The organism is Stieleria maiorica (assembly GCF_008035925.1).
In the GTDB taxonomy this organism is placed as follows: Bacteria; Planctomycetota; Planctomycetia; order Pirellulales; family Pirellulaceae; genus Stieleria; species Stieleria maiorica.
Window position 1 is genome coordinate 2,113,001 of the sequence record NZ_CP036264.1, and the last position, 25,948, is coordinate 2,138,948.

21 protein-coding genes are annotated in these 25,948 nt (G+C 60.5%); 13 read left to right on the top strand and 8 right to left on the bottom strand.

The window, feature by feature from the left end; genetic code table 11:
- Positions 1 to 124 precede the first annotated feature (124 nt).
- Positions 125 to 1,480: a sigma-54-dependent transcriptional regulator gene (locus Mal15_RS07150; RefSeq protein ID WP_147867126.1), complete on the bottom strand. Its 1,356-nt coding sequence runs from the start codon at positions 1,478 to 1,480 to the stop codon at positions 125 to 127.
- A 326-nt stretch (positions 1,481 to 1,806) separates the two neighbouring features.
- Between Mal15_RS07150 and Mal15_RS07155 the strand changes: the two genes are divergently transcribed.
- Positions 1,807 to 2,310, top strand: coding sequence for a hypothetical protein (locus Mal15_RS07155; protein ID WP_147867127.1), 504 nt, complete (start codon positions 1,807 to 1,809; stop codon positions 2,308 to 2,310).
- Positions 2,311 to 2,568: 258 nt separating this feature from the next.
- On the opposite strand, the gene Mal15_RS07160 is transcribed toward Mal15_RS07155, so the two are convergent.
- On the bottom strand, positions 2,569 to 2,799 hold the full coding sequence (locus Mal15_RS07160; RefSeq protein ID WP_147867128.1) for a hypothetical protein: 231 nt from the start codon (positions 2,797 to 2,799) through the stop codon (positions 2,569 to 2,571).
- A 289-nt stretch (positions 2,800 to 3,088) separates the two neighbouring features.
- Here Mal15_RS07160 and Mal15_RS07165 point away from each other — a divergent pair, with 289 nt between their 5' ends.
- The 4 genes from Mal15_RS07165 (at position 3,089) to Mal15_RS07180 (ending at position 10,543) form a co-directional block, all read left to right on the top strand.
- Positions 3,089 to 3,364 (top strand): hypothetical protein, encoded by a 276-nt coding sequence (locus Mal15_RS07165; RefSeq protein ID WP_147867129.1) that lies wholly within the window; start codon positions 3,089 to 3,091, stop codon positions 3,362 to 3,364.
- 193 nt (positions 3,365 to 3,557) lie between these two features.
- The gene (locus Mal15_RS07170; RefSeq protein WP_147867130.1) at positions 3,558 to 6,815 is read left to right on the top strand and encodes a patatin-like phospholipase family protein; all 3,258 of its coding nucleotides are present in this window, start codon (positions 3,558 to 3,560) and stop codon (positions 6,813 to 6,815) included.
- Positions 6,816 to 7,285: 470 nt separating this feature from the next.
- Positions 7,286 to 8,254 (top strand): SDR family NAD(P)-dependent oxidoreductase, encoded by a 969-nt coding sequence (locus Mal15_RS07175; RefSeq protein ID WP_147867131.1) that lies wholly within the window; start codon positions 7,286 to 7,288, stop codon positions 8,252 to 8,254.
- A 327-nt stretch (positions 8,255 to 8,581) separates the two neighbouring features.
- Positions 8,582 to 10,543, top strand: a complete 1,962-nt coding sequence (locus tag Mal15_RS07180; protein WP_147867132.1) for a serine/threonine protein kinase — start codon at positions 8,582 to 8,584, stop codon at positions 10,541 to 10,543.
- Positions 10,544 to 10,676: 133 nt separating this feature from the next.
- Here the strand turns inward: Mal15_RS07180 and Mal15_RS07185 are convergent, their stop codons facing one another.
- From Mal15_RS07185 to Mal15_RS07205, 5 genes are all read right to left on the bottom strand, one after another.
- The gene (locus Mal15_RS07185; protein WP_147867133.1) at positions 10,677 to 11,396 is read right to left on the bottom strand and encodes an RNA polymerase sigma factor; all 720 of its coding nucleotides are present in this window, start codon (positions 11,394 to 11,396) and stop codon (positions 10,677 to 10,679) included.
- A 244-nt stretch (positions 11,397 to 11,640) separates the two neighbouring features.
- Entirely contained in the window at positions 11,641 to 12,804 is a 1,164-nt protein-coding gene (locus Mal15_RS07190; protein WP_147867134.1) for an EF-hand domain-containing protein, read from the bottom strand.
- Between the two features lie 154 nt (positions 12,805 to 12,958).
- Complete coding sequence (locus Mal15_RS07195) at positions 12,959 to 15,325, bottom strand: serine/threonine protein kinase (RefSeq protein ID WP_147867135.1); 2,367 nt, start codon at positions 15,323 to 15,325, stop codon at positions 12,959 to 12,961.
- Between the two features lie 94 nt (positions 15,326 to 15,419).
- Entirely contained in the window at positions 15,420 to 15,998 is a 579-nt protein-coding gene (locus Mal15_RS07200; protein ID WP_147867136.1) for a sigma-70 family RNA polymerase sigma factor, read from the bottom strand.
- A gap of 5 nt (positions 15,999 to 16,003) precedes the next feature.
- Positions 16,004 to 16,702, bottom strand: coding sequence for an MBL fold metallo-hydrolase (locus Mal15_RS07205; RefSeq protein ID WP_147867137.1), 699 nt, complete (start codon positions 16,700 to 16,702; stop codon positions 16,004 to 16,006).
- A gap of 691 nt (positions 16,703 to 17,393) precedes the next feature.
- Here Mal15_RS07205 and hoxE point away from each other — a divergent pair.
- From hoxE to hypB, 8 genes are all read left to right on the top strand, one after another.
- Complete coding sequence (hoxE, locus tag Mal15_RS07210; protein ID WP_147867138.1) at positions 17,394 to 17,906, top strand: bidirectional hydrogenase complex protein HoxE; 513 nt, start codon at positions 17,394 to 17,396, stop codon at positions 17,904 to 17,906.
- Entirely contained in the window at positions 17,907 to 19,556 is a 1,650-nt protein-coding gene (nuoF, locus tag Mal15_RS07215) for an NADH-quinone oxidoreductase subunit NuoF (RefSeq protein WP_147867139.1), read from the top strand.
- A complete protein-coding gene (gene hoxU / locus Mal15_RS07220; RefSeq protein ID WP_147867140.1) occupies positions 19,557 to 20,300 on the top strand; it encodes a bidirectional hydrogenase complex protein HoxU in 744 nt (247 codons plus the stop codon).
- Positions 20,297 to 20,839 carry an NADH-quinone oxidoreductase subunit B family protein gene (locus Mal15_RS07225; RefSeq protein WP_147867141.1) on the top strand — a complete coding sequence of 181 codons (543 nt, stop codon included), beginning with the start codon at positions 20,297 to 20,299 and terminating at the stop codon, positions 20,837 to 20,839. The genes hoxU and Mal15_RS07225 overlap by 4 nt, the downstream gene beginning before the upstream one ends.
- 8 nt (positions 20,840 to 20,847) lie before the next feature.
- Positions 20,848 to 22,272, top strand: a complete 1,425-nt coding sequence (locus Mal15_RS07230) for a Ni/Fe hydrogenase subunit alpha (protein ID WP_147867142.1) — start codon at positions 20,848 to 20,850, stop codon at positions 22,270 to 22,272.
- 764 nt (positions 22,273 to 23,036) lie between these two features.
- Positions 23,037 to 23,531 carry a hydrogenase maturation protease gene (locus Mal15_RS07235; protein ID WP_147867143.1) on the top strand — a complete coding sequence of 165 codons (495 nt, stop codon included), beginning with the start codon at positions 23,037 to 23,039 and terminating at the stop codon, positions 23,529 to 23,531.
- Positions 23,524 to 23,886: a hydrogenase maturation nickel metallochaperone HypA/HybF gene (locus tag Mal15_RS07240; protein WP_147867144.1), complete on the top strand. Its 363-nt coding sequence runs from the start codon at positions 23,524 to 23,526 to the stop codon at positions 23,884 to 23,886. Before Mal15_RS07235 ends, Mal15_RS07240 begins: the two co-directional genes overlap by 8 nt.
- Positions 23,883 to 24,563, top strand: coding sequence for a hydrogenase nickel incorporation protein HypB (hypB, locus tag Mal15_RS07245; protein WP_147867145.1), 681 nt, complete (start codon positions 23,883 to 23,885; stop codon positions 24,561 to 24,563). Before Mal15_RS07240 ends, hypB begins: the two co-directional genes overlap by 4 nt.
- A gap of 235 nt (positions 24,564 to 24,798) precedes the next feature.
- On the opposite strand, the gene pdxH is transcribed toward hypB, so the two are convergent.
- Complete coding sequence (gene pdxH / locus Mal15_RS07250; protein ID WP_147867146.1) at positions 24,799 to 25,437, bottom strand: pyridoxamine 5'-phosphate oxidase; 639 nt, start codon at positions 25,435 to 25,437, stop codon at positions 24,799 to 24,801.
- Positions 25,438 to 25,948 lie beyond the last annotated feature (511 nt).

Here is a 25,948-nt window from a genome sequence, read left to right on the forward strand (position 1 = left end):
GTCTGGACAGTCGTCGCTGTCTGCGATGTCGGCGCGGGGCAACGCTTCGCTTTTTCGGGTGCGCCGAGTTCGGAGAACACGGCGACCTTGATAGGTATCGTCAACGTGCCAATGGAACAACGCACTAGGTTTCCAATTCGTACTCTTTCAGCTTGCGCTGCAGCGTCCGCACGCTGATGCCCAGCAGTTCGGCGGATTGCGTCCGGTGGCCGCCGGTGTGTTCCAGCGTTCTGCGGATCGCTTCACGTTCAATTTCCGCCAGTGTCATGCCGGGTTGGATGATCGTCTGAGCGGATTCGGCGCCGATGATGTGGGGTGGCAGGTGTTTTTCGTCGATGATTTCGTCCAGCGTCAACACGATGATGCCCTCCAGCGTATTCCGCAGTTCGCGAACGTTACCGGGCCACTTGTAAGCCATCATCGCTTCCAGTGCGGGGGCCGAAATGTCTCGGACGGGCCGCTCGTTTTCGGTGGAGAGTTGATCGATGAAGTGGCGGATCAGCAGCGGGATGTCGTCCTTGCGTTCGCGCAGCGGCGGCAACGTCAATTCGACCACCTTGAGCCGAAAGTACAGATCCTCGCGGAACTCCTTGGATTGGACCTGCTGCAAGAGTTCTCGATTGGTCGCAGCGACCAGCCGCACATCGACATCAATTTCTCGGGACCCGCCGATCGGCATGACCGTGCGGTTTTCCAGTGCACGCAACAGCTTGGCTTGGAGTGCGAGATCCAATTCGCCGATTTCGTCGATGAACAGCGTGCCGCCGGCCGCCGTTTCAAACAAACCCTTGCGGTCGGAGCTGGCGCCGGTGAAGGCGCCTTTTTTGTGACCGAACAATTCGCTTTCGACCAGTGACTCCGGCAGCGCGGCACAGTTGACGGGGATCAGCGGTTTGCCCGCGCGGCGGCTCAGCCGGTGGATCGACCGCGCGACCAGCTCCTTTCCGGTGCCGCTTTCTCCGGTGATCAACACGGTGCTGCGGGTGTCCGCGACGAGACGGATTTTTTCGAACAGGGCGCGGATCGCGGCACTCGTTCCGATCATGTTGTCCAGCCCCTGTTGCTGGGTCAGCTGGGACTGTAGCGCCGCAATCTGCTCGGCCATCGCCCGGCGGCGGAGTGCCGCTTCGATCCGCTCGGTCAGCTCGCTCAGGTTCACCGGCTTGGGGATGAAATCATCGGCACCGGCTTTCAACGCCGCCACGGCCGCGTCGACGCTCTCGACATCCGAGACGACGATCACGATCGCGTGAGGCGCCTTCTGCTTGGCGATTTCCAACAGTGCCAATCCGTCGGTCTTGGGCATGTTTAAATCGGTGATGATCACCGCCACACCCTCGCCGATCAACTCGACCGCCGACTCGCCGTCGGGGACCGCCACCGGGTTGTAGCCGCGCCCGCCGAGCCAGCGGGCCATCGTCGCACGGCTTTGGGGGGCTTCGTCGACAATCAGGATTTTCCAGGCTCGTGATTCAGTCATCGTGCATCGCGGAAAGGAGATTCCAGGAGGGCGGGGGCATCGATTTCGAGGTGTCGTCCGGGAGATTAGCTACGCCGTGGCCCGCCACCGAGTTCGCAGGCGACTGTTCACCGGCGAAAAGTCGCCGGACAGTTTGTCCGCTCACCGCGACAAGTTGTAGCCAACTTGACGTGATCGGCCGCCGCGTCAGCGCCGATTTCGAAGGTCTTCGGCCTTCCGCCGATCGGCATAGAAATTGCCTTCAAGCAAACGTCGGCCTTTCGTCGACTCCCGGTCTCTGTGTTTCACAGCGTCAGTCATCAATCACCTTTCACCGCCTTCGAACCATGTCCAAATCAAACGGGACAAAGCGTCCCCCCAACGATCGGCTTGCGGCACTGCAGGAAACCTCCCTTGAAGAGGGGCGAAGTGAACGCGTGCGGATCTTGATGGCCACTCACCGGGCGGAGGCGTGTTTGACGGCGCCGGCGCCGGGGCGTGAATGGGATTGGAAGGACGGAGTGTACCAGGCGCTCAGTCTGTTGCGGGCGTCGCTCGGGGAGGCGCGTCAGCGAGGGGAATCGGCGGGCGGCTTGATTGCGGAATTGAAGGTCCCGGGCGGCAAGTACTACCACCGCGTGGACCGGCTGCAACAGGAGTTTGACGAGATGATTCGGCGTTGCGAGGCGACGATCGAGCACTTGCGATCCGAGGGCGCAGGCGAGTCGATTGACCACGCCGACATACGCCAGCGGGTCACGTGGCTGCTCACCTCGCTAAAGCACCACCAAGCCCGCGAGGCCGACCTGGTCTACGAAGCCCACGGCCTGGACCTCAGCATCGGCGATTAAACGGGCGCCGCCCAGTGTAGAGCCGTTGTCCCAACTGCTCCCCCGCGAATCTCCGATTCGCCCCACGGTCCCCCGCGACTCTCCCCTGTGCCGAGTGTAGAGCCGTTGTCCCAACTGCTCCCCCGCGAATCTCCGATTCGCCCCACAGTCCTCACGCTCCCCGTTCGACGTCCCTTCGAGAACGTCCACCCACGACAGCTTCCCCACCATCATTCTGCCATCCCCATCGCAACCGCGTGCGACGCTCGATCGCCTCGATCACAGCGATTCAAACTCAACGCGTCTTGAATCACCGTCGGGAGGGCCAGTGATCCGCACGCACCGGCGAGAGACCGTGTCATCAATGATCGTCTCAATCACGCCCACGGCGGCATCGATCGTCTGTGGCGTTCGTAGGAGCGCAAAATCCGGCCCGAGTTGTCCGAGCTGGAAGCGTTCCCCCGCGACAATAAGAGACAACTCCACTTTGGCCGAAAATGGAGCGTTCATGTTTCTGAGCACGTTGTTTCCCCTGCCGTTCACCGCTGGGTCACGACGCTCGCTGCGTCATGGAAAAAAGCATCCAGGTGCCCACAACGCATTGTAGCCAACGCGAGCACCTCCTCGGTGCGGCAACGAGGACATGCACGTTTGGAGCGCGGCAGGGCCGCGTCAAGACGGTGCCGACGCCGCCGTGCGGAGAGCTTCAATGAGGCCGCGCTCGTTGGGAGCGCGGAAGGATCGTTGCCGGTTCGGTTCGCGTGCCCCTGCGTTTTTGCTGTGGGGGCGTGGTCAAAAAATGGCGTGGTCAAAAAATGGTGGTGAATGGGCCGATGACATGCGATTCGAAGCGTTACAGTTTCTCAGTGAAGAGTCAGCCATCGACACCGGACCCCACCGGTTTTTCAGCAGCGGCAAGTGGCAAGACGTTCAACTTCTGGCGGCCGAGATCGTCAACGAGGCGATGCCGTCTGATTCGCCGCCGCACGTGATTCGTCAATTCAAGGAGTCGGGATTCATGGGCGATTCGCGGTTGTGGGGTCAAGAAATGGTGGTGGGGAGCTGGGGTTGGTGATGGTTCGCCCGGTGGCGGTCCGGTGGATCGCGGAAGGACGCCTCACGGGACCGACCGATTGGGCAGCGATGTGAAAAACGATTGCTCTCTCCACCTTGGGGCCTAGAGATGGTATAACCGAGGGGGTGGCTGCGAAGGCGACGATCCCCTCGCGGCGTTACTCATCAGACGTTTACCGATTGGGGGGCAACTCATGACGGACGCTGAGCAACCGGAGCGACACTCCCGCTTGAAGACGATCCGAGACGCATCCAGCGATAACCTGTTCTTGATTATCGCGGCGTGTCTCTCGGGGTTCATGCTGTTCGGGGTTCCGCAGGTCACCAATTTGATCCGGCCGACGCTGACGTGGAATCAATGGACGTTCTGGTTCCTGTTGTTGTTGGCCGTGCTGGCGTTTGTCTATGTGACCACGTTGCTGCGATTCATTTGGCCGGAGATTCAATTCAAAAGCGTGTTCGGGCCGGCGCAATGGATCAACGGGTGGCTGATCTGGATCGCCAGGAAGCTGTCGCGGTTGGGACGCGGCGTGTCGGGGTATGTCGTGCCGGCGGTTCTGTTCGCGATCGGGATGGTGCTGTTCTTCTCCGTCGGGATCGAATTGAACACGCCCTACGTGCTGTTCGGTGGGTTTGTCAATTCGGTCGGCTTGTGGTTGATCTTGGTCGCCATCTGGCTGTTGGCCGGCCGAATCCTGGGGGCCGATCGCATGTTGGCCGGCAAGACCTTGACGCGGCGGATGCAGCTTGCATCGTCCTTGACGGCCGAAGGGGACATACAGCCCCGGTCGGCGTGGCAAGCGTGTGGTGAAGTGCTCTCGTGGCTGGCGGCGATGGGCGTGATCTTGGAAGTGCTGTGGTTGACCGCCAGCTACGAACTTCCCGGTGCCTCGTACCGATTGTTCAGCATCGCAGCGTTGATTCACATCGCCATCTTGTGGGTCGTGCTGGCCGCCTTGGCGGACTTCCTGCAGAAAACGACACCGCTGCCGGCACGATTGTTGACCTTCCTGCTGATCCTGGCGATCGTGATTCATGGCAGTTTCAGCGACATCGCCGACGCCCAACCGGAGGAGAGTGTGGCAGCGGCAGAGAAGGCATCCGAGGCGCTGGCATCCGAGCCGACGTCGACACCGACCGATTGGTTGGACACACTGGAGAAACGGATCGAATCGACGCCCGAAGGCCCGGTGGTGATGGTCGCCGCCAGCGGCGGCGGGTCGCGCGCGGCGCTGTTTACTTCGCTGGTGCTGCAGATGCTTGCGACCGAGCCGATGACCGAGTTTCCCGAGGCGCGGCAGGTCGAGGTGTCGGACAGGGCCGATCAGAAGACGTGGGGAGAGCACATCGTCCTGATCAGCTGTGTCTCGGGAGGCAGTTTGGCCAGTGCCCGGTACGTCTGGAACGACGGCTATCCGGCCGACGATCACGTGCCGGATCTGCGTTACAGCGTACGCGACGATCTGCTGGATCTGACCCAAGACAAACTCTCCCGATGGGCCTGCCTGGCGAGGGAAAAGGCGAAATCCAAAAAGTCGAAAACCACGTCGACGTCCGAGATCGTCGACGTCAAGCTGTTGGAACAAGAACAGAAGCGGTTCAAAGAAGTGGCGGACCAGATCGGGCGTTTACGAGAAAACGGCGACTGGAAAACCCTGGGCGACGACGCGCAAACGACCACCGTCATCGCCGCGTTTTCGTCGCGGATGGCCGACGACATGTCGATGGATTTCATGGCGCCGATTTTGCGTGGTTTTTTGACTCCGTTTTCGACACGCGGCGAAGGGCTGTATCACTTTTGGCGTCACCGCTTCGGATGGGAACGGGTTTACCAACCGGGACCGCATCTTGCCCCCGTGGTCGATGATCCATCGGGTTCGGCGGATCAAGCGCCGCCGCCGCGGCGTCCGTCGCCGCTGGTCATGTTCAACACCAGCGACGCCGACGGCGGACGTCGGGTGATCGTCGGATTTCCCAACCTGACCCGCGGATCGCTGGTCGGATCGCCGCACGCCGAGACACCGTCGGCGGGCCGGGCCGACGAATACTCTCCGCTGCCGCTGTGTGATTTTGCGAACGACCCGGTGCCGGAACTTGCGCTGGCCCGCGCGGTGCGGCTGTCCTCGAATTTCCCCTTCGGTTTCGGCGTTTCCATGCTGTCCGAATCGTCATTGCCGAAGCTGACGATCCATTCGGAAGCCCCGCCGATCCGCGGGCAAAGTCAACGCAAGGCGCTGCGGTTGCTCGACGGCGGTGTGGTGGACAACACCGGGATCGACTCGCTGCACGCGGTCATCAAATCGTTGGAGGCGAGCGCGGCGGCGAAACCTCGCGGACGGGAATCACGGGTATTGGACCTGCTGCGACAACGGGGCGTGGTCTTTTTGGAGATCGACTCGGGCGCCAAACCGTCCGGTTCACGCAGCGGGCCGTTCGCTTCGGCAACACGCCCCTTGAGCGCACTCAACAACGCCGTCTACACCAACGCATTGCGAACCAGCGATCAACAACAAACCGACCTCGAGCGCTGCCTGTCCGATTCGATCGAATCCCGCATGCTGGCGACGATTCAGCAAGATCCTGAAACGTTGGTGGCCGGGCCGCTTGAATTCAAATTCACCAAGGAGGAACTGGTCGCCGCGGCGACCGCCGTTTTCCAACCTCGGCAATTCGCGCAGCAACCTTTGTCGGTCATTCGCTATCGATTCATGTGCAATCACTTGCGCGATACCCGTTCGGATGTCATGACCGCATTGGCGCTGGGACCGGACGACAAATCGACGGTGATCGCGATGTACCTGTCCGAAGTCTTTCGCTGGCGCCAGGAGCTCGATGCGATTCGCGACAAGTACCGTGAAAACATCGGCTACCGGGGTTTGAACGCCTACACCAACGAAGACGTCGCGGGGCTGACCGGTCGACTGCTGCGCCGTGCCAAGGCCGAATTGCAGCAGGCGGACCTGCGGGGGCGTTTGTTGCGTGAGTCGTGGGACCAAACCGGCGAACTGGAGGACAGTGAAAAGATCCTGCGGCTCAGCGAGACGCTGGTTCGTCCGGTCACGTTGTTGCTGGCCGTCAAGGAGATCGCCCGTTCCAGTTCGATGGTGATCGAAGGCAAAGACGAGCAATTCGCAAAATTGACGGAGATCGTCGACGGCATTCTTGCCGACGATGAATCGGGGATCGCCAACCTGGTCGCCTCCGAGCGATCGTTACCACAAAGTATCGACATCACCAAATTGGATGCCGCCCAGTTCATCCCGGACGAAAGTGCGATGGTCTATTCCAAGCTGAATGAGGCGATCGAACAGGCCGACCGTACCGAAACGCCCAAGCTGTGGCAGCAACAATTGCAATTCGATCAGCAACGCGACCAGATGATGCAATTCGAGCAACTCAAGCAAGACCGGTTGCGCGTGCGGGCGGAGTTCTTCAATGCGATCGGCGATTAAGCTTTGTCCCTCAACCCATAGCGGAAGCCGCCAAGGCTTTCGACTCGCAGCAGTTCACACGGGAAAAGCCGAAATTCTTGGCGAATTCCGCTACCACAGACGACTCGTGCCGGGTTTAGGGACAATGCCCAGCTAGTGTTTTCTCGGTCGTTACGACGCGCCGGTCGCGGATCCGCTGCACGCTTTCGTACCAGGGGTGCGCAGATTCACGGCAGCGGACACCCATTCATCATCACACCGGAGGCACGGCGGGCGGGACTGTGAACATGCGAACGGCGCCGATGGCACCCTGAACGCGGTCGAAGGGGTCCGAGCCAGCGTTTAACGCTCGGTCTCGAGAAGCTCGGTCGCGCAGGGCACAGGGATTGCCACTTCGGCGACCGCAGGGTTTCTGGCGTTCCGGCGATCAGGCAGCGTGGTTCCCGTGTGCCCTGCCGAGAGCACGGGGATCCCTCGTCGAGATGGTGATCATGTCCGGTGTTCTGAAAACCTGTCCCCGCCTGCCCCGCTCGCTCACCGAAGCGACACGGCGGGGCGTGCCGGACGGCAGCCCGAAAAGTGGCCGGCAAGTTGTCCTGGTCACCGGAGCCTCCTGCGGTTTGGGGCTCGCCATCGGACGACGCTTGATCGGCGAACAACACCGGCGTGACCTGCACCTGGTCCTTACGGCTCGAAAGGCATCGCTGTCGCGATTCGCCGAGGAAGGAATCTTCGAGCGGGACGACGTCTGGATCCGTGAACTGGATGTCACGTCCGCCGAAGAGCGACTGGCTGTCGTCGGCGAGATCGCATCGAAACTGGGCGGGGTGGATGTTTTGATCAACAACGCCGGCGTCGCCTATCGCTCCTGCGTCGAACACGTGACCGAACCCGAGCGGCTGCACCAGATGAACATCAACTTTCGCTCGCCGATCGAGTTGACTCGTTGTGTCTTGCCGGGAATGCGTGAAAAGCGGCGCGGCAAGATCATCAACATCTCATCGGTCGGCGGGATGATGGCGATGCCCACCATGAGCGTGTACTCTGCGTCCAAGTTCGCGCTCGAAGGTGCCAGCGAAGCACTTTATTACGAGGTGAAACCGTGGAACATTTCGGTCACCCTGGTCCAACCGGGGTTCATGCGCAGCGACGCCTTTGAGAAGGTCCCCTACACCAACTTGAGCGCCCAGGCGTTTGCCGATGGCGATCATCCCTATTACGCGCATTACCATCACATGGATCGGTTCATTGCCAGGGCGATGCACCGCGCGGTCGCGACTCCGGATTCGGTGGCCAAAAAAGTCGTCCGCGTGATCCGACAGAATTCGCCACCGCTGCGAGTCTACGGAAGCGTCGATGCGGTGCTGTTCTCGGTCATGCGTCGGACGATGCCGAGGCGGTTTTACAATTGGTTCCTGTACCGCAATCTGCCGAAAATCCGCGATTGGGGACGGACCTGACGCTGATGCGCCGGCGGTGCGAAAGGGTGCGACGCGGACGCGTGTTCGGCCCCGGGGATGCGATGTATTACGCCAGTCGACGAGCGTTTTATCATTCTGCCCCGCATGATTCTGCCATCACTCTCCTGATTCTCATCGATGTGACAGGACGCCCTTGCTGGGTGGTGAGGTAGGAAGATTTTGGAGGTAAGAAAATAGGAGCAATGAAACGGACGCTGCATCGCTTCGTGTTCTTTCCGCAGAAGTCCCCTCGGATGCGACGTTTGATCGGCGATTGGCGATGTTATATTCGAAGCAACGCAACAATCCCCGCGCGATCGCAGAGCGATGAACGAGCCGTCCCCCATCGATCAGGAAACCGTGACGGAGGGGGCGCCGCTGGAATCCGATTCATTTGCGGATTCATTTGCGGATTCGGAGCAGTGGAGCGAATTCGCGCCCAGTTTGCCGTCGTTGCTTTCCCATTCCCAGCACGTCGTCGCCGCGGTTTCCAAGATCGGCGAGTCGGTCGGAGAATTTGAAATCATTCGCTTGCTGGGCGAGGGCGCGTTCGGCAAAGTTTTTTTGGCCCGTCAAACCTCTTTGGACCGCGAGGTGGCCGTCAAGATCACGGCGGATCTGGGATTGGAAGGGCGAACGATGGCGCGGCTGGAACACGCCCACGTCGTTCAGGTCTATTCCGAAACCGTCGATGAAACGCTCGGAATTCGGCTGCTCTGCATGCAATACGTGCCCGGAGCGACGATGCACAAGTTGATCGGGCGGATACGCGATCTGCCCCGCGACGCACGCAACGGCCAAGCGATGTTGCGGATTCTGGATCAGCTGAGTATTCACAGCGCGGTGCTGGATCCGGTCAAGCTGCGTTACCGCGAGGTGCTTTCACGGTGCCAGTTGGACGAAGCGGTTTGTTGGATCGGTTGCTTTCTGGCCGAGGCGCTGTCATACGCCCATCACCGCAAGGTCCTTCATTTGGACATCAAGCCGGCCAACGTGATGATGAATCAGTACGGTCAACCGATGCTGACCGATTTCAGCCATTCGATGCCGACGACGGGGGCGGCGCGTGTGGGCGCGGCTGTCTTCGGAGGAACGATCGGCTACATGGCGCCGGAGCACATTCGGGCACTCAACCCGAGCCATCCGAGCGGGCCGGAACTGGTCGACCCGCGCAGCGACATCTACTCGCTCGGTGCGGTTTTGCTGGAGATGCTGGTCGATTCGTCGCGGAAACCGGGCAAGGACCGCAGCTTGGACGGTCGTGACATCGATCGGGTCATTGCCCATCAACGCGATATCGGTCAGGTCTGCCGCCAGCTCGACGAATCTCAGGTTTCGGCACCGTTGACCAAGATCGTCCGACGCTGTCTGGATCCCGATCCGGAGCGACGTTTTCAAACCGCCGGTGAACTGGCCGCGGCGCTCAATGGCGGCTTTGCTTTGCTACGGATCGAACGCCGCTTTCCTCCGGCCGGGCGATGGACCCGCTGGGCGCTCGCTCGGCCGTTCGGGTTTCTGTTGTTTTTCACGCTGGTGCCAAATTTTTCCGCCAGCGCCATCAACCTGGTTTACAACATCTTGGTCGTCATCAAGGACCTGTCCGCCGCCCAGCAGAACGCGTTCATTTGGATGGTGATCTGGTACAACGTCGTCGTAATCGCGATCATGATTGCGATGCTCAACCCCACGCTGCTGGCTGCCTATCGAAGCTGGCGTCGTGTCCAGCGGGACACGTTCGCTGACACCGACGATGTCGACCGTGCGCGACATCTGACCCAACGTCTCCCCATGGCATCGATCGTCCTGGGGTGCGTCGGGTGGCTTCCGTTTGCCGTTGTCATCCCGCTGGGGATGCACGTGATGGCCGGCCCGATCCCGCGAGGGGTGATCCTGCAAATCTCGGTCGCGTTCGCCATGACGGGCGTGATCGCGATCATCACGCACTACTATGTCGTCTCTTACGTCGCGATTCGCGTTCTCTACACACGGCTGTTGTGCGACTATCAGAACCTGCACGAGATCGCGTTCAAAGAGCTTTCCCGAATCCCGAATCGCAATCGCTTTTTTCAAGTGCTTTCCGGATTGATGCCGCTGTGTGCCGCGACGGTGTTGCTGTTGATCGGACCGGATCAGTTCACGCCGGAGAGCTTTGGGCGATTCCGTATCACGTTGTTGGTGTTGATCGCATTGGGGATCGCGGGTTTCGCCCTGGCGACCACCGCGACGGCGAGATTGGCAGACATCATCGCCGTCATGACGACGGGGCACGACGTGCGCGAGGCGTGTTGATTGACTCGCCCACAACACGATCAAGGGGCGTAGCGCATCCACTCGATCGCGCGTCGGGCTAGTACCGGTCCTGCCGATTCACCGAAAACGGTTAAATCAACAGGCCGCGAGGGCGTTTAGGCACCGGAAGTGTTCACGGGGCTGGTGAATCGGCCCGTCGGCAATATCGCAACAGCCGCAGGTGTTTGAGCTCATGTCGCAAGCATGCTTCACTCGGATCTTCCAGCGTCGCAGCCACCTTGTCTTGCAGGATGGCTGAAAACTTCTCGCGGGCGCGGTGCAAGGTGACGCGGAACCGATTCGCAGTGAATGTCTGACCGAGCGTTTCCCCCAACCGCCTCGCTTTCGCACTGGCCGGTTCATCGACGCGATCGACGTGCAGATGGAGCACGGCAAACAGCGCCGGGTGGCAGCGTTTCAACTCCTGCCACGTGTCACGCAGCAGTGCTTCACGCCAACTGGAATCAAACGCGTCCGCGGGCTCGTCGCAGGTCGGCGCTGCGGCGGTCCGTTCTTCGCCGAGCGAGACGGCCAGACGTTCGTGTTGGCGATAGTGGTCGCGAACCAGATTGATCAGGACCGACTTGATGTAGTCGCGGAATCGACCTTTTTGGGGGGTCACCCGGCACAAATCGCCACGCAGGATGCGTAACACAAACTCCTGGAACAAGTCCTCTGCGAGCGTTTCGTCGCGCGCGACCCCCAGCAAATACTTCCACGCCGCACCACCGTACTGATCGATGATTCCGAATCGAGCATTCGATGCCCGCGTGTCCTCGCCCGCGTGGGCGCGTTGGATCAGAGTCCAGCTGGTCGCAATAGACGCCAAACGCGAACGTGAGGAGACATACATGATGAGGTTTCAACCACAACGTTTCGACGGAGGGGCACGGTGATTAAAACCGTTTTCGTGCTCCGAACCGTTCCGTTGCTAGTGAATTCTAGATTTCTTCCAAGAGTCGAACCGCCAAGAGTCGAGCCGCTGTCCTCCGCTGTTCTCCCCATGAAAGCGGAGCGACATCACCGGGATCGCGATGCAGCCGCAAGCGGCTGCGGGAGAACAATTGAGACAATGGTTCTACACTGGGTCAGCCGCACTAGTCGATGAACATCGACTCGCTGACCAGCCAGCGCCAGGTCACCAGGGTGCAGACCAGACACATCCACCAGGATCCGATTTGTGCGCCGCGAAAGTGTCGAAGCCTCAGGAACAGCGTGACCGTGAGCGCCAGGGTCAGCAGTTTGAAGATGGCGATCGAGTAATCCCCCAAGAGCTCGCTGCCGACCGGATTGAGTTCGATGAAGTGATCGCTGCCGCTGGCCAGGATCGTCCAGACGAGATCGATCACCGACAGTCCGGCGATGAAGACGACCGAAGCGACGACATGTCGTCCGGCGGAGTGGTCGTCACACACATCACGCCAACCGGTCTGCTTCTTTGGGGGGCAATTCAACAGATGGCCGAACCCCAGAATGGACAGGAACATGGCTCCCACCGTAAACCAATAGAGCATGGCTTGGGTATTCTCCCGACCGTCGATATGCGATTGGACCTCCATTTCGACGGATTGCTGCTCGCCCAGCAGCGAGATCGTTTGCTCGATCAAAGCCGGTTCGACGGCTCCGCGAGAGTAGGATGCGGCGAAGAGTTGTTGTCGGTTCTGCATGCCCTTGAGCGAGTGGTACAGCGTCGTGGCTTCGTCCCTGTCGATGCCTCCGCTGCCGTCCTGGTCCACGAACGGAAGCAGCGGGCGCAGGAAACTCGTCAACTCGGCCGATCCAATTTCACCGTCTCGGTCGACATCCAACGGCATGACCTGTTCGACGAATTGATCGGCGGTGATCAATGTGGGAGCGGGGCTGTCGGTGTCTCGGTTTCGATTCCAGCGTCGCTGGCTCCACAGATCACGCTCTTCGACACGCCACTCATCGGTTGTCACCCGCCCGTCCAGATTGGTATCCAGCTTGGCCAGTGCAAGCGAAGCGCCCGCGATTTCGTCCTCCGTCAAGATTCCGTTGCGATCGACGTCCAGTGCAAAGACAAGTGACGACGGGGCGAGGAATTGGGGATTCGTCTGGCCGAGTTGCAGTGAAGCATTTCGCACGGTGATCGTTTCTGCGTGCGGCGGTTCGGCAGCATGCGTGGTCGGAGACGTCTGACCGAGGGCTGCGATCGAAAGAACTGCGATCGAAAGAACTGCGATCGAAAGAACTGCGATCGAACGAGCCAGCACGGCGATCAGGTGATTGGATTGTCCCATGGACGGACTTCCTCGATTCGACGTCGACGAACAAGTGAATTGGCGGAGCGTCAAGAACGCGTGGCTCGTGACGGAGGGTAATGCGAAAACGGCACTTCGACTTGGCCAAAGATTTTTTCAAAACAATGACAATGAAAACGGCGATCCGCGGTTGTCACTGGATCGAGGCGATTGCCTGCGCGCGGATCTCGGTGACGCGGGGGTCTTCCGGCGGGGTTTTTCCCGTGATCAAGATTTGCGCATGTCGATGATTGATCAGGAAATCGACCCAGTCGAACCAGGGCAAGGCAGGGGTGAGCCTGGATTGCCCCAACGTCTCGTTGAGATGCTCGTCCAAGAAGGCCTGTGATTGATCCAAGGCGGTCTGCGCCTCGGCCGCCTTCCCCGATTTGTGATAGGCCATGGCCAACAGCGGCGCTTCGATCCCCTTGCCCATCCAGTGGGCGTCGTCGGATCCGGATTGTTGCAGTCGCAAGATCGCTTGTTCGAAGTGGCCGGCACGAAAGTGAGCCCAGCCGGCGGCGTACCACAGCACGCCCATCGGCATTGTCTTTCGCCCCCATTTTCGTGAACCGCGATCGTTGGCGTGATGCGTGCTGTTTTTACTTTCGTCCGTTTCGCAGTCGATCTCCGCCGCCTTGATCTCTGCCGCCTCCATCTCGGCAGCCAAAATCGACGCTTCCATTTGCTCCGCCATCTCGCTCGGCGACACATACCCTTGCGGGCCGGCAAGGCATCCCCGTGTCGCAGCGAGTGATAACGGGTCATCGTCGTGCTTTACGACTCGGCGGCACAGTTCTTGATACGCGTCATCGTCGGCGGAGAGCCAGAAAAGTTGCGGCACACCCCACCACTCGGGGCCGTGAATCGGTGCCCCCAGATCAAGGGCTTCGCGATAATCGCGGGCGGCCAGATCGTAAAGCCCCAATTTGACGTACAGCGACGCGCGTTCGATCCAGACGTGGTGGTATCGGGGCTGAGTCTCGGTGGCTCGGGTGTAGTCGTCGTGGGCTTCGGCCCAGCGCTGGGAGTCGGCATGGGCCCGTCCGGAGCTGAGCAAGATATTCGCCTGTTTCAGCCGCTGCGTGAACAGTTCCAGTTCCTCATTGGCGATCGTGGCCCGGGTCTCGGCGGCGCGAGCGTTGTTGAGCGCCAGCTGTTTTTCATCCAGTGCGACCTGTTTGGCGCGGCTTTCCCGGACGGCGATCCCGGCTTGCCAAATACTGATCACGGTCCCCAGCACGAGCGCGGAAAAGACGAGCGAGGCGGTGGTGATGCTGGCCTTGTTGCGTCGTGCGAATTTCGAGAATCGATAACCGGCCGAGGGCGGACGCGCTTCGACGGGTTGTTGCAACAAGAACCGCGAGACGTCTTCGGCCAGGGCGCCGGCGGTGGGATAGCGACGATTGCGGTCCTTGTCGATCGCCTTCATCACGATCCAATCCAAGTCACCTTTGACGATCGAAGTCAGCTTCGCCGGTTCGATCCGCCGATTGACCGAGACCGTGTTGGACAATTCCTGGTTCAGCGTACTGAGCCGGGTGCTCGGCCGCGGCGGGTCTTCTTCACGAATGATCCGCCGCAATTCGTCAAACCCCGCGCTGTCCAAACGATCTTTGCCGAACGGCGTGGACCCGGTCAGCAGTTCGTACAACAGCACCCCCAGCGAATAGATGTCGGCACGGGTGTCGATGTCGACATTGCTCATCTCGGCCTGCTCGGGACTCATGTAGGCCGGCGTCCCGATCATCGACGCGAAACGGGTGTAGATGGTTTTCCCCGTCAAGCTTTGTCCGATCGCTTTGGCGACCCCGAAATCGATGACCTTGGCCAGCGGTTGGCCGTCCTGCAGCGTGACCAGAATGTTGGACGGTTTCAGGTCGCGGTGGATGATGCCTTTTTGGTGGGCGTGTTGCAGGGCATGGCAGAGCGTCATGAACAGGTGCAAACGCTCGCGGGTGTCGAGTTTATGATTGTCACAGAATTGGTTCAGCGGCACACCGCGGACCAGTTCCATGACGAAATAGGGTTGGCCGGAATCGGCGACACCGGCATCAAAGACGCGGGCGATGTTGGGATGGTCCATCAGGGCGAGCGCCTGGCGTTCGGCTTCGAACCGCGCGATCACCTCGCGCGATTCCATCCCCGGTTTGATGACTTTCAACGCGACGCGGCGGCGCACCGGATGCTGCTGGTCGGCGACAAACACCAATCCGAATCCGCCCTCGCCGATTTGTTCCATCAGCTTGTAGGGGCCGACCATCGTGCCGGGGAAATGATTCGCACCGCGAATCGGCTGTCCCGGTGCCATGTCCGTCTGATCGGGACCCGATCTCGGCACGGTCGCGATCGGCTGATCGACCAGGTTGTCTGTGCACGAGTGTTCGCGCAACAGGTCGGACACCGACGCGAGTAACTGCGGATCGCCCTGGCACGCCCGTCGGAGGTACGCATCACGGTCTTCGGGTGAATCGATGTCGAGGGCTTCGAGAAAGATCGACTTTTCTTGACCAATTGCCATTGGGGAACGCAGTGAGGGAATGCCTGAAATCCGAATCTTTGCTAGATCGCTAGGATGTCATGCGAAAACGCGGTGTCGCGCTGGTCACAAAATCCTAATCCTTTTCGCCGGATTTCATTTCCCGCCCCAGCCAGGCCCGGACGAACGCCCAATTGCGGGTGACGGTGCGGACCGAAACGCCGAGTGTGTTGGCGGATTCCTCGATCGTCAAACCCGCGAAAAAACGCAATTCGACCAGCTTTGCCAGCGCCGGTTCATCGGCCGCCAACTTGGTCAGGGCGGCGTCCAGGTCCAGCAAGTCGTCCAGGTCGTCTGCATCGGCGATGGCGTCGGCGATGGCGTCGGCATCTGAAATCGGGTGGCGACGTGCGTCACCGCCGCGTTTGGCACTTTTTCGTCGCCGGGCATTTTCGATCAGAATCCTCCGCATCGCCTCGGCCGCGGCGGCAAAAAAATGGGATCGCCCATCCCACTCCACAGCGGCGTCCCCGACCAACCGCAAGAACGCTTCGTGCACCAGCGCCGTGGGTTGAAGCGTCTGTCCGGCCGCCTCCTGACGCATCCGGTTTCCGGCCAACCGGCGCAGCTCCGCATAGACCAACGGCAGCAACTCGTTTGCCGAAGCGCGATTACCCTGCTGGATTTCGTTCAGAATTCGGGTTACGTCAGACAAGAACGTCAATTCTCCTGAATGCCGAGCGCCCGGTCGGAGACGAAGCCGTTGTCCAGCCGCTCTTGGCCGAAGGTCGATGCCGGGCCGTGTCCGGGCAGGAATTGCATCTCCTTACCCAGCGGCCATAGTTTTTCGACGACCGACCGAATCAGGTCTTCGTGATTGCCGTAGGGAAAATCGGTGCGGCCGACCGATCCGCGGAACAGCACGTCACCGACAAACGCAAAGGAGTCTTCGGGCTGGACCAGCACGATGTGGCCGGGGGTGTGCCCCGGGCACTCGTAAACGTCGAACTCGATCCCCGCCAAATCGACCGTGTCGCCTTCGTGGAGGTAGCGATCGGGGGTAACATTCATGCCGCCGTCGATTCCGTAATTGGCACAACTCGATTCGATCGCATCGAGCAGGAATTGGTCTTTTTCGTGTGGGCCGATGATCGGCACGCCATATTTCTGCTTGATCGCACCGGCGGCTCCGGCGTGGTCGACGTGACCGTGCGTCAGCCAAACGGCCTTGACCTCGACCCCCAGCTCTTCGACCGCCGCGGCGATGCGTTCGGCTTCGCCGCCCGGGTCGACGATCGCGGCTTCCATGGTTTCGGTCGACCAGATGATCGATGAATTCTGTTCCAGCGGCGTCACGGGGATGATGGCGACCTGGAAACGTGGCTGGGGGCGATCGCTGGGCTGATCGGATTCGGACATGGTGGGGGGATTCTCTGGCGAAGGGGGGGAATCGCGAAAAGGAGGCGGGAATTGTTGGTGGATGGCCATTCGGGAGCGTCCAGGATGGGATGACCACCTTTGGGTGTACGATGGCCCTTCCGGGCCGTCGTCCGTGGGACATCGGCACGACGACCTAGAAAGGACGTCGTACAATCACTCCCGTTTCGCAGCCCCTAGTGTATCAACCGCCACCGAATCCACACCCGGCCCAGCGTGACGTCGCGACGGCCGCCGGCGTGTGGCGATCACAGGCAGAATGATACGGTGCAGAATGATGTTTGGGGCCGGTGCCGATGTGACTTTATTGCGCGCCGGTGTGTCATCACAGCACGCGGCGGAGCGAAAGAACGTTTCTGCGTCGTCCCCGACCGTTCACCGAACCTTCTTTCAACGGCGAACCCACTCACGTTAGGGAACGCTTTATTGTACGAGTGCTCCGCCGCAGCTTGGTTTTCGGTTGGGCGGGCTAGTCGCCGTCCTCTCCGAGGTCGGCGCACGGCGAAGCTTCGCTTTGTGGGCGCCGCGTTCGGAGAACACGGCGACTCTTCGAACGCTTCGGCTACCCGCAAGTGAGGCTGCGGCGGACTACCAGGTTTGATTTGCGCGTGTTCGGTACGGCGTTTGCCTCCAGCTTCAGTCCAGATGACTCCGACCCGATCGAGCGGAAACAATGTTGATGGACCGCCAGACGACCGAACGCCGCGCGGCGCTCGCCCCGCCGGATGACGATAAACGCTGGAAGATTGTCAACGTCACGATGCGGCGGAACGGCTATTCAGGGCACGCGCTGATCGAAACATTGCACACGGTGCAGAACTGTTTCGGATACTTAGAAGACCGCTCGCTGCGTTACGTCGCGATGTCGTTGGGGTTGCCGTTGAGCAAGGTGTACGGGGTCGCAACGTTCTACCACCTGTTCACCCTGAAGCCCCAGGGCAATCACACCTGTGTGATTTGCACCGGGACGGCGTGCTACATCAAGGGTTCCCGCGAGTTGTCCACGGCGATCGAAGACCGCTATTCGGTCAAACCAGGACAGACCACAAAGGACAACGAGTTGTCGGTGCTGAGCGCCCGCTGCATCGGCTCCTGTGGGCTGGCCCCGACGGTCGTGTTGGACGGCAAGGTGCTCGGCCAAATGACACCCGCGGAATTGATTGACGAAATCGAGGAGGTCGTCTGAATGAATTTAGAAGACCTGGCGGACATCACCGAAGCAGTGGCTGCTGCGGCCGAGTCGCGTCGACACTGCGTCCGTGTCTGTATGGCGGCGAGTTGCCAGTCGTGCGGCAGCGGCGAGGTGCTGGAGGGGTTGCAGACGCAAGCCAAACAGAATGCTGACGACGGCGTTTGCATCAAACCGGTCGGTTGCATGGGCCTGTGTTCGGCCGGGCCGCTGGTCAGCGTGGACTCGGATCAGCCGGCGACCGCGCTGCTCTATCAGGACGTCACGGTCGATGACACCGAGGACTTGTATCACAGCCTGGGTGACCAGCCGGTGGAGCGTCTTCGCTGCCGGACCGACGTCCCGTTTTTCGCGCGTCAGCAAAAGGTCGTGTTAGAAAACTCGGGCATCATCGATCCCGAGCAGATCGATGATTACATTGCCGCGGGAGGCTACCGATCGCTGATGCGGGCGGTCACCGAGATGAGTCGTGAGGAGGTGCTTCGCGAAGTCAAGGAGAGTGGCTTGCGAGGCCGGGGCGGCGGCGGCTATCCGGCGGGTCTGAAATGGGCCACCGTCGCCATGGCCCCCGAACCGCACAAGTACGTCATTTGCAACGCCGACGAAGGTGATCCGGGAGCCTTCATGGACCGCGCCGTGCTGGAATCGGATCCGCACCGGGTGCTGGAGGGGATGGCGTTGGCCGGATATGCGGTCGGCGCCGAACACGCCTACATCTACATCCGCGCCGAGTATCCGTTGGCGGTCGAGCGATTAAAGACGGCGATCAAACAGGCGACCAAGAAGGGGTTGCTGGGACGCAGGATCTGTGAGACGGCGCTCAGTTTTGAAGTGGAGGTTCGTCTGGGGGCCGGAGCCTTCGTGTGCGGTGAAGAGACCGCGTTGATGGCGTCCATCGAAGGTCGGCGTGGCCAGCCGCGGCCGCGGCCCCCCTACCCGGCCGAAGAAGGCCTTTGGAAATGCCCGACACTGATCAACAACGTCGAAACGCTGGCGAATATCCCCGCGATCGTCGGCAAAGGCGGCGCGTGGTTCAAGAGCATCGGCACCGAGAATTCGACCGGGACGAAGGTGTTCGCCTTGGCCGGCCGGATCGCCAACAGCGGGTTGATCGAAGTCCCGATGGGAATCCCGCTGCGAGAAATCGTCCATGAGATCGGCGGTGGCATTCCCGACGGGCGGCGGTTCAAGGCCGTCCAAACCGGCGGCCCTTCCGGTGGATGCCTGCCCGAACAATTCCTGGACATGCCGGTCGAGTACGACACCCTGCGATCGGCCGGATCGATCATGGGATCCGGCGGCATGATCGTGATGGATGAAACCTCGTCGATGGTCGATGTCGCGCGTTACTTCATGGAATTTTGCATGGACGAATCGTGCGGAAAATGTGTGCCCTGCCGCGCCGGAACGGTTCAACTGTACGGATTGCTGGACAAGATCGCCGACGGCGAGGCGACGCCGAGCGATCTGGAATTGCTGGAAGAATTGTGTGACGTCGTCCAGGCGACCAGCCTGTGCGGACTGGGGCAGACCGCGCCCAATCCCGTGCTGAGCACCTTGCGGTACTTCCGACACGAGTACGAAGAAAAACTGCGGCCGGAATCGGAGCGAATGCCACGCATGCAAATTGTGACCCTGGACGACTAAATGACGCATCCACCCGCTGCAACCAATCCTGCCCCCAAGGTCCGCGTCGTCACGCTGAAAATTGACGACCACGATGTCGGCGCACGCGAGACGGATTCCATCCTTGAAATCGCTCAAGCCAACGGCATCCGCATCCCCTCGCTGTGCTACCTGGACGGCTTGAGCACCTGGGGCGCTTGTCGGTTGTGCATGGTCGAAATCGAAGGCTTTTCCAAACCGGTTTCGGCCTGTTCCACCACGGCCACCGAAGGCATGAAAATCACCACCAACAGCGCACGGTTGAAACGCTACCGGCGGATGATCCTGGAATTGTTGTTCGCCGAACGCAACCACGTTTGCAGCGTCTGTGTATCCAACGGGCATTGCGAACTGCAGGACTTGGCCGCCGAGTGCGGCATGGACCACGTCCGCGTTCCTTACCGCAATGCGACCTACACGATCGATTCGTCCCACGACCTGTTTCGCGTCGACCACAACCGCTGTGTGGTCTGTACCCGCTGTGTCCGGGTGTGTGACGAGATCGAAGGCGCCCACACCTGGGACGTGATGGGCCGCGGCGTCAATTGCCAGGTCATCACCGATTTAAACCAACCGTGGGGCGACAGCCAGTCCTGCACGTCGTGCGGCAAATGCGTCCAAGTCTGTCCCACCGGGGCCTTGGTGAAAAAAGGCACGGCGGCCGGCGAAATGGAAAAACACGACGACTTTGTGCCCTACCTGGCGCAGATGCGAAAGAGACAATGAGCGAAGCACACAAGATCACTTTGGCGACCGCGTGGCTGGACGGCTGTTCCGGATGCCACATGTCGTTTTTAGACTTGGACCAGCGGTTAATCGAACTGGCGGAGAAAGTCGACGTCGTTTACAGCCCGATCGTCGACACCAAAGAATTGCCACCGGTGGTCGACGTCGGCATCCTGGAAGGCGCCGTCAGCACCGAAGAGGATTTGCACAAGGCCCGGATGTTTCGCGGGCGGTGTCAGTTCTTGATCAGTCTGGGCGACTGTGCCGTCAGCGGAAACGTGCCTTCGATGAGAAACACCTTTGATCTGGATGATGTCCTGGACCGCGCCTTCGTCGAAAATGTCCAGGCCCAGCCCGGCCGGCCGAGCGAGAGTCTGCCGACGCTGCTGCGAACCGTGTTGCCGATCCATCACGTCGTCCAAGTGGATCTGTTTGTCCAGGGATGCCCGCCGTCGGCCGACACCATTTGGCAGGTGCTGACCGAATTGATGGCCGGCAACACCCCGGATCCCACCCAATTCACCCGCTTCGGAGCTTGAACTCGGTCATGGGACGCACGATCAAAATCGATCCCGTTTCTCGCATCGAAGGCCACGCGCACATCACGCTGCACCTGGACGATGCCGGCAACATCGACGACGCCAAGTTTCACCTGACACAATTCCGCGGCTTCGAAAAGTTTTGCGAAGGACGCCCGTTCCCGGAAATGCCGGCACTGACCGCCCGGACCTGTGGCATCTGTCCGGTCAGCCACCTTGTCGCTTCCTCCAAGGCCTGTGATCACTTGCTCAGCGTCACGATTCCCCCGACCGCTGTCAATCTGCGCCGGGTGATGAACCTGGCCCAATTGATCCAGTCGCACGCGCTGTCGTATTTCCACCTGTCCTCGGCAGACCTGTTGCTGGGCATGGATTCGGATCCCAAATCACGCAACTTGTTCGGGTTGTTGAAAGTCGATCCCCAGCTGGCCAAAGATGGCATCCGGCTGCGTCAAATCGGCCAAACGGTCATCGAAATGCTGGGCGGCAAGAAGATCCACCCCGGCTGGATGGTGCCCGGCGGTGTCAGCGGGCCGCTCAGCGAAGATTCACGCACGGCGATGCTGGCGATGATTCCCGAGGGGCTGGACATCGCCGAACGGACGTTTGAATCATTCAAGGATCTGATCGGGAAATTCCCCGAAGAGATCCAGCACTTCGGCAACTTCCCCACCATGTTCCTGAGCTTGATCACGCCTCGCGGCGGGTTGGAACACTACGACGGCTTCTTCCGCATCAAAGACGCCGATGGAAAGATTGTCGACGACATGGTGCCACTGGAGGAATACCAACGCATCATCGGCGAGGCGGTCGAACCATATTCGTACATGAAGTTCCCATACTATTTGCCGATGGGTTACCCCGATGGTATTTACCGTGTCGGACCGCTCGCCCGGTTGAACAACTGTGACTTCTGCGGCACCAAACAAGCCGATCAGGCATTGGACGAATTCCGCGCGTTGCAACACGATCGCCCGGTCAGCAGTAGCTTTCATTTTCATTTCGCGCGTCTGGTGGAAATCATCTTTGCGCTCGAACGCATGAAGGAACTGCTGGAAAGCCCACATATCTTGGACACCCGAGTGAGAGCGCGGGCGCGGGGGAACAACGACGAGGGAATCGGGGTCGCCGAAGCACCTCGTGGGACACTGATTCACCACTACAAGACCGACGATGACGGACTGATCACTTGGGCCAACCTGATCATCGCCACCGGGCACAACAACTTGGCGATGAATCGGGGCATCAAGCAGGCGGCCGAACACTTTGTCGATGGCAACCATTTGCAGGAAGGGATGCTCAATCGAGTCGAAGCAGTGATCCGTTGTTTCGACCCCTGTCTCAGCTGCGCCTCGCATGCGTTCGGACAAATGCCGCTGCGAATCGAGTTGCATGATTCGCGAGGCAATGTGGTGGATCAGATGGTGAGGTAGGTCAAACACGATGTCCACTTGTTCCCGGGCTCCGCCTGGGGACACGATTCGATCGGAGGCTCCGCCTCGCGGATTGCTGATGGACGTGAGGCGGAGCCTCACCGACACTGCGTTCCAAGGCGGAGCCTTGGAACGAGGGGAAACACGACGTCCACTTGTTCCCGGGCTCCGCCTGGGGACACCATTCCATTGGAGGCTCCGCCTCGCGGATCGCTGATCGACGTGAGGCGGAGCCTCACCGGCACTGCGTTCCAAGGCGGAGCCTTGGAACGAGGGGAAACACGACGTCCACTTGTTCCCGGGCTCCGCCTGGGGACACGATTCGATCGGAGGCTCCGCCTCGCGGATCGCTGATGGAGGTGAGGCGGAGCCTCACCGGCACTGCGTTCCAAGGCGGAGCCTTGGAACGAGGGGAAACACGCTGTCCACTTGTTCCCGGGCTCCGCCTGGGGACACCATTCCATTGGAGGCTCCGCCTCGCGGATTGCTGATGGACGTGAGGCGGAGCCTCACCGACACTGCGTTCCAAGGCGGAGCCTTGGAACGAGGGGAATGGTGAGGTAGGTCAAACACGATGTCCACTTGTTCCCGGGCTCCGCCTGGGGACACCATTCCATTGGAGGCTCCGCCTCGCGGATTGCTGATCGACGTGAGGCGGAGCCTCACCGGCACTGCGTTCCAAGGCGGAGCCTTGGAACGAGGGGAAAACCGACAACCACACACAGGCCGCTCGCTGACGCTTCCCGCTGGCATCCATTCATCCTATGCATCCCATCCCATCCACCACCCTCATCGTCGGCTTGGGCAATACGCTCTGCGGTGACGATGCGCTCGGCCCCATCGCCGCCGATCGGGTGCAGCAGGCCGTCGACCAGAATCAGCTGACTGAAAGACACGCGATCAAAGTCCTCCAACGCTGCGCGCCCACGCCCGATCTGGCATCGGAACTCAGCGACGCTCGACGCGTGATCTTCCTGGACGCATCGATCGATGGCCCTGACGATCGAGTTCTCCTGCGGCGACTGCAAGAAACCAATGCCGCCGAATCGCTCGGGCACCAGTTCAGCCTGGGCACGCTGCTCGGTCTTGCCCGCCACTTGTACGGCCACGCTCCCGAAGCGTTCGCGATCACCTTTCGAGGCCGGACGTTCGAACTCGGCGATCGCTGTTTGACCCCCGAAGCGGAAGCGGCAGTCGCGGCAATGGTCGCCGAGACGCTGCGGGTGATCGCGTCGGAAACGGTGATCGCAGATGCATGAACTCTCCATCGCACTGAACCTCCTGGACGTGGCCGCCGAAGAAGCCGAACGGCGGAATATCAAATCCGTCGAAGCCGTCCACATCAAACTCGGCCCGCTTTCCGGGGTCGTCAAATCCGCCTTGATCTCGGCCTATGACCTTGCCCGCGAGCACTCGCCGTTTCCGGATTCCCGATTGGTGGTGGAAGACGTCCCGATCGTGATCTACTGTGAACCGTGCGCGGCCGAGCAACCGGCTGCGTCGATTCAGCAACTCGTCTGCCCGGTCTGTCACACGCCGTCGGGCAAGATCGTCATGGGGCGAGAAATGGAACTCACCGCGCTGGAAATCGCCGACTCGGAGATCGAACCATGAATACCCAAACCCGCCTGGTGCAGGTCCGCACAAAGATCTTGAAGCAGAACGACGTGCTGGCAAGAGGGCTTAGGCAACGTTTTGCCCGTGACGGCGTGACGGTCGTCAGTTTGGTGTCCAGCCCCGGAGCCGGAAAGACGGCGTTGTTGGAAGCGTTGCTCGGCCGGTTGCGCGACGAGTTTCGCGTGGCCGCGTTGGTCGGCGATCTGGCCACGGACAACGACGCTCGGCGGCTGGCCCGTGCGGAAGTTCCGACGAAACAAATCACCACCGGGACGGTGTGTCATCTGGAAGCGGACATGGTGGCCGAGGCGCTGGAAGGATGGAACACTGGGGAACTCGACTTTCTGTTTATCGAAAACGTCGGCAATCTTGTTTGTCCGGCGACGTGGGACCTGGGCGAACAACTGCGGCTGGTCCTGTTTTCGGTCACCGAAGGGGAAGACAAGCCGCTGAAGTACCCGACGATCTTCAACACCGCCGATGTAGCGGTGATCACGAAGGCTGACTTGGCCGACGCCGTCGAGTTCGATGCCGATGCGGCCAATCGGAGCCTGCAGTCGGTGCGACCGGGGATCGAAACCTTGAAGGTCTCCGCCAAGACCGGGGAGGGAATGGGGGCGTTGCTGCAGCGGTTGCGGGCATTGCGGGGAGGAGGGAAGCAGTGGGCAGAATGATTCGGGGCAGAATGATGGGGGCAGAATGATGGGGGCAGAATGATGGGGGCAGAATGATGGGGGCAGAATGATGGGGGCAGAATGATGGGGGCAGAATGATGGGGGCAAAACGATGGGGGAGTCGACGCTACGTCACTGCCACTGCCAGCGGGATGCGTGAGCGAGCGGCATGTGCGGTTCAAACCGGAATCGTCGCGGGCCACTGGCTCACGCCACGTGCTGGCAATTCACTGCACTACGGCGCCAATCGCATCCGCTGCCATTCCCCGACGTCATCCTTTTCATAGCAAATCCGATCGTGCAACCGATTCGGGCGGCCTTGCCAGAACTCGAAACGCGTCGGCTCGATTCGGTAGCCGCCCCAGAAACTCGGCAGCGGAACCTCCTTGGACGCAAATCGCTGTTTCATCTCCTGCATCTTGGCTTCTAACAACGATCGCGACGACACGATTTCGCTTTGTTGAGAGACCCAGGCGCCGAGCCGACTGCCGCGTGGCCGCGTGACGAAGTACTTGAGCGATTCCGCCGTGCTCACCTTCCGGGCGGTCCCCCCGATTTCGACTTGCCGCTGCAGCGGGAGCCACAGGAAAAGGATCGAAACGCGAGGGTTCAATCCGATCTGTCGCGCCTTGCGGCTTTCATGGTTGGTAAAGAACACCAGCCCGCGGGTGTCGAAGTACTTCAGCAAAACGGTCCGCTGAGTCGGTTGACCTTCGGCATCAACCGTTGCCAAAACCATCGCATTGGGTTCAAGCAATTCTGCCTGGGTCGCTTGTTGATACCAACGCTCGAATTGCACCAGCGGGTTGGGATCAACATCGTCGATGTCCAGTGATTCGAGTGCGTAGTCTTGTCGAAGATGCGATAGATCCATGGTTTTGGACGCAATGATGAAGGCTCGCCATCGATGCGCAAAAGCGGAAGTCGCCGAGACTTTCGGCGTCCCGCAAGCAACCGATGCTCAGCGTCCAGTGTAAGATTTGTCCGGTGTAAGATTTTCAATGAATTGAAAAATGGGGAATCGCCGAGGGCCGTTCGGACGTTCTTGCTCCAAACCGTCGTCAGCGCGGCGACATCGTGTGGCCACGTCGACGCACGATTCTCCGCTGCATCTGCCGGAGATGCCGTTCTTTCTGCTCGTTTCAGGATCTAGGTCGGTATTGGCACGCCTCTTGCAATGCCCCGCGATGCCGGTCACCAGGCGAGGTTCGTCGACCGCGGGAGTGGTTCGGCGTGTGTTCAGTCACGATCGCCCCGTCAACGCAATTCAGGAGGAATCTAGCCGTGTTTATGGAAATCCACACCCCCGCGTCTTCGACAATTTGGGGGCGCTTGAAACATGCTCGTCGCGGGACCAGACGATGGCCGGGCAAGGTGGCCGTCGC

Excerpts from the sequence above, each read along its gene's own strand:
- Mal15_RS07150 (WP_147867126.1), bottom strand. The coding sequence starts at position 1,480 with ATGACTGAATCACGAGCCTGGAAAATCCTGATTGTCGACGAAGCCCCC.
- Mal15_RS07155 (WP_147867127.1), top strand. The coding sequence starts at position 1,807 with ATGTCCAAATCAAACGGGACAAAGCGTCCCCCCAACGATCGGCTTGCG.
- Mal15_RS07160 (WP_147867128.1), bottom strand. The coding sequence starts at position 2,799 with ATGAACGCTCCATTTTCGGCCAAAGTGGAGTTGTCTCTTATTGTCGCG.
- Mal15_RS07165 (WP_147867129.1), top strand. The coding sequence starts at position 3,089 with ATGGCGTGGTCAAAAAATGGTGGTGAATGGGCCGATGACATGCGATTC.
- Mal15_RS07170 (WP_147867130.1), top strand. The coding sequence starts at position 3,558 with ATGACGGACGCTGAGCAACCGGAGCGACACTCCCGCTTGAAGACGATC.
- Mal15_RS07175 (WP_147867131.1), top strand. The coding sequence starts at position 7,286 with ATGTCCGGTGTTCTGAAAACCTGTCCCCGCCTGCCCCGCTCGCTCACC.
- Mal15_RS07180 (WP_147867132.1), top strand. The coding sequence starts at position 8,582 with ATGAACGAGCCGTCCCCCATCGATCAGGAAACCGTGACGGAGGGGGCG.
- Mal15_RS07185 (WP_147867133.1), bottom strand. The coding sequence starts at position 11,396 with ATGTATGTCTCCTCACGTTCGCGTTTGGCGTCTATTGCGACCAGCTGG.
- Mal15_RS07190 (WP_147867134.1), bottom strand. The coding sequence starts at position 12,804 with ATGGGACAATCCAATCACCTGATCGCCGTGCTGGCTCGTTCGATCGCA.
- Mal15_RS07195 (WP_147867135.1), bottom strand. The coding sequence starts at position 15,325 with ATGGCAATTGGTCAAGAAAAGTCGATCTTTCTCGAAGCCCTCGACATC.
- Mal15_RS07205 (WP_147867137.1), bottom strand. The coding sequence starts at position 16,702 with ATGTCCGAATCCGATCAGCCCAGCGATCGCCCCCAGCCACGTTTCCAG.
- hoxE (WP_147867138.1), top strand. The coding sequence starts at position 17,394 with ATGTTGATGGACCGCCAGACGACCGAACGCCGCGCGGCGCTCGCCCCG.
- nuoF (WP_147867139.1), top strand. The coding sequence starts at position 17,907 with ATGAATTTAGAAGACCTGGCGGACATCACCGAAGCAGTGGCTGCTGCG.
- hoxU (WP_147867140.1), top strand. The coding sequence starts at position 19,557 with ATGACGCATCCACCCGCTGCAACCAATCCTGCCCCCAAGGTCCGCGTC.
- Mal15_RS07225 (WP_147867141.1), top strand. The coding sequence starts at position 20,297 with ATGAGCGAAGCACACAAGATCACTTTGGCGACCGCGTGGCTGGACGGC.
- Mal15_RS07230 (WP_147867142.1), top strand. The coding sequence starts at position 20,848 with ATGGGACGCACGATCAAAATCGATCCCGTTTCTCGCATCGAAGGCCAC.
- Mal15_RS07235 (WP_147867143.1), top strand. The coding sequence starts at position 23,037 with ATGCATCCCATCCCATCCACCACCCTCATCGTCGGCTTGGGCAATACG.
- Mal15_RS07240 (WP_147867144.1), top strand. The coding sequence starts at position 23,524 with ATGCATGAACTCTCCATCGCACTGAACCTCCTGGACGTGGCCGCCGAA.
- hypB (WP_147867145.1), top strand. The coding sequence starts at position 23,883 with ATGAATACCCAAACCCGCCTGGTGCAGGTCCGCACAAAGATCTTGAAG.
- pdxH (WP_147867146.1), bottom strand. The coding sequence starts at position 25,437 with ATGGATCTATCGCATCTTCGACAAGACTACGCACTCGAATCACTGGAC.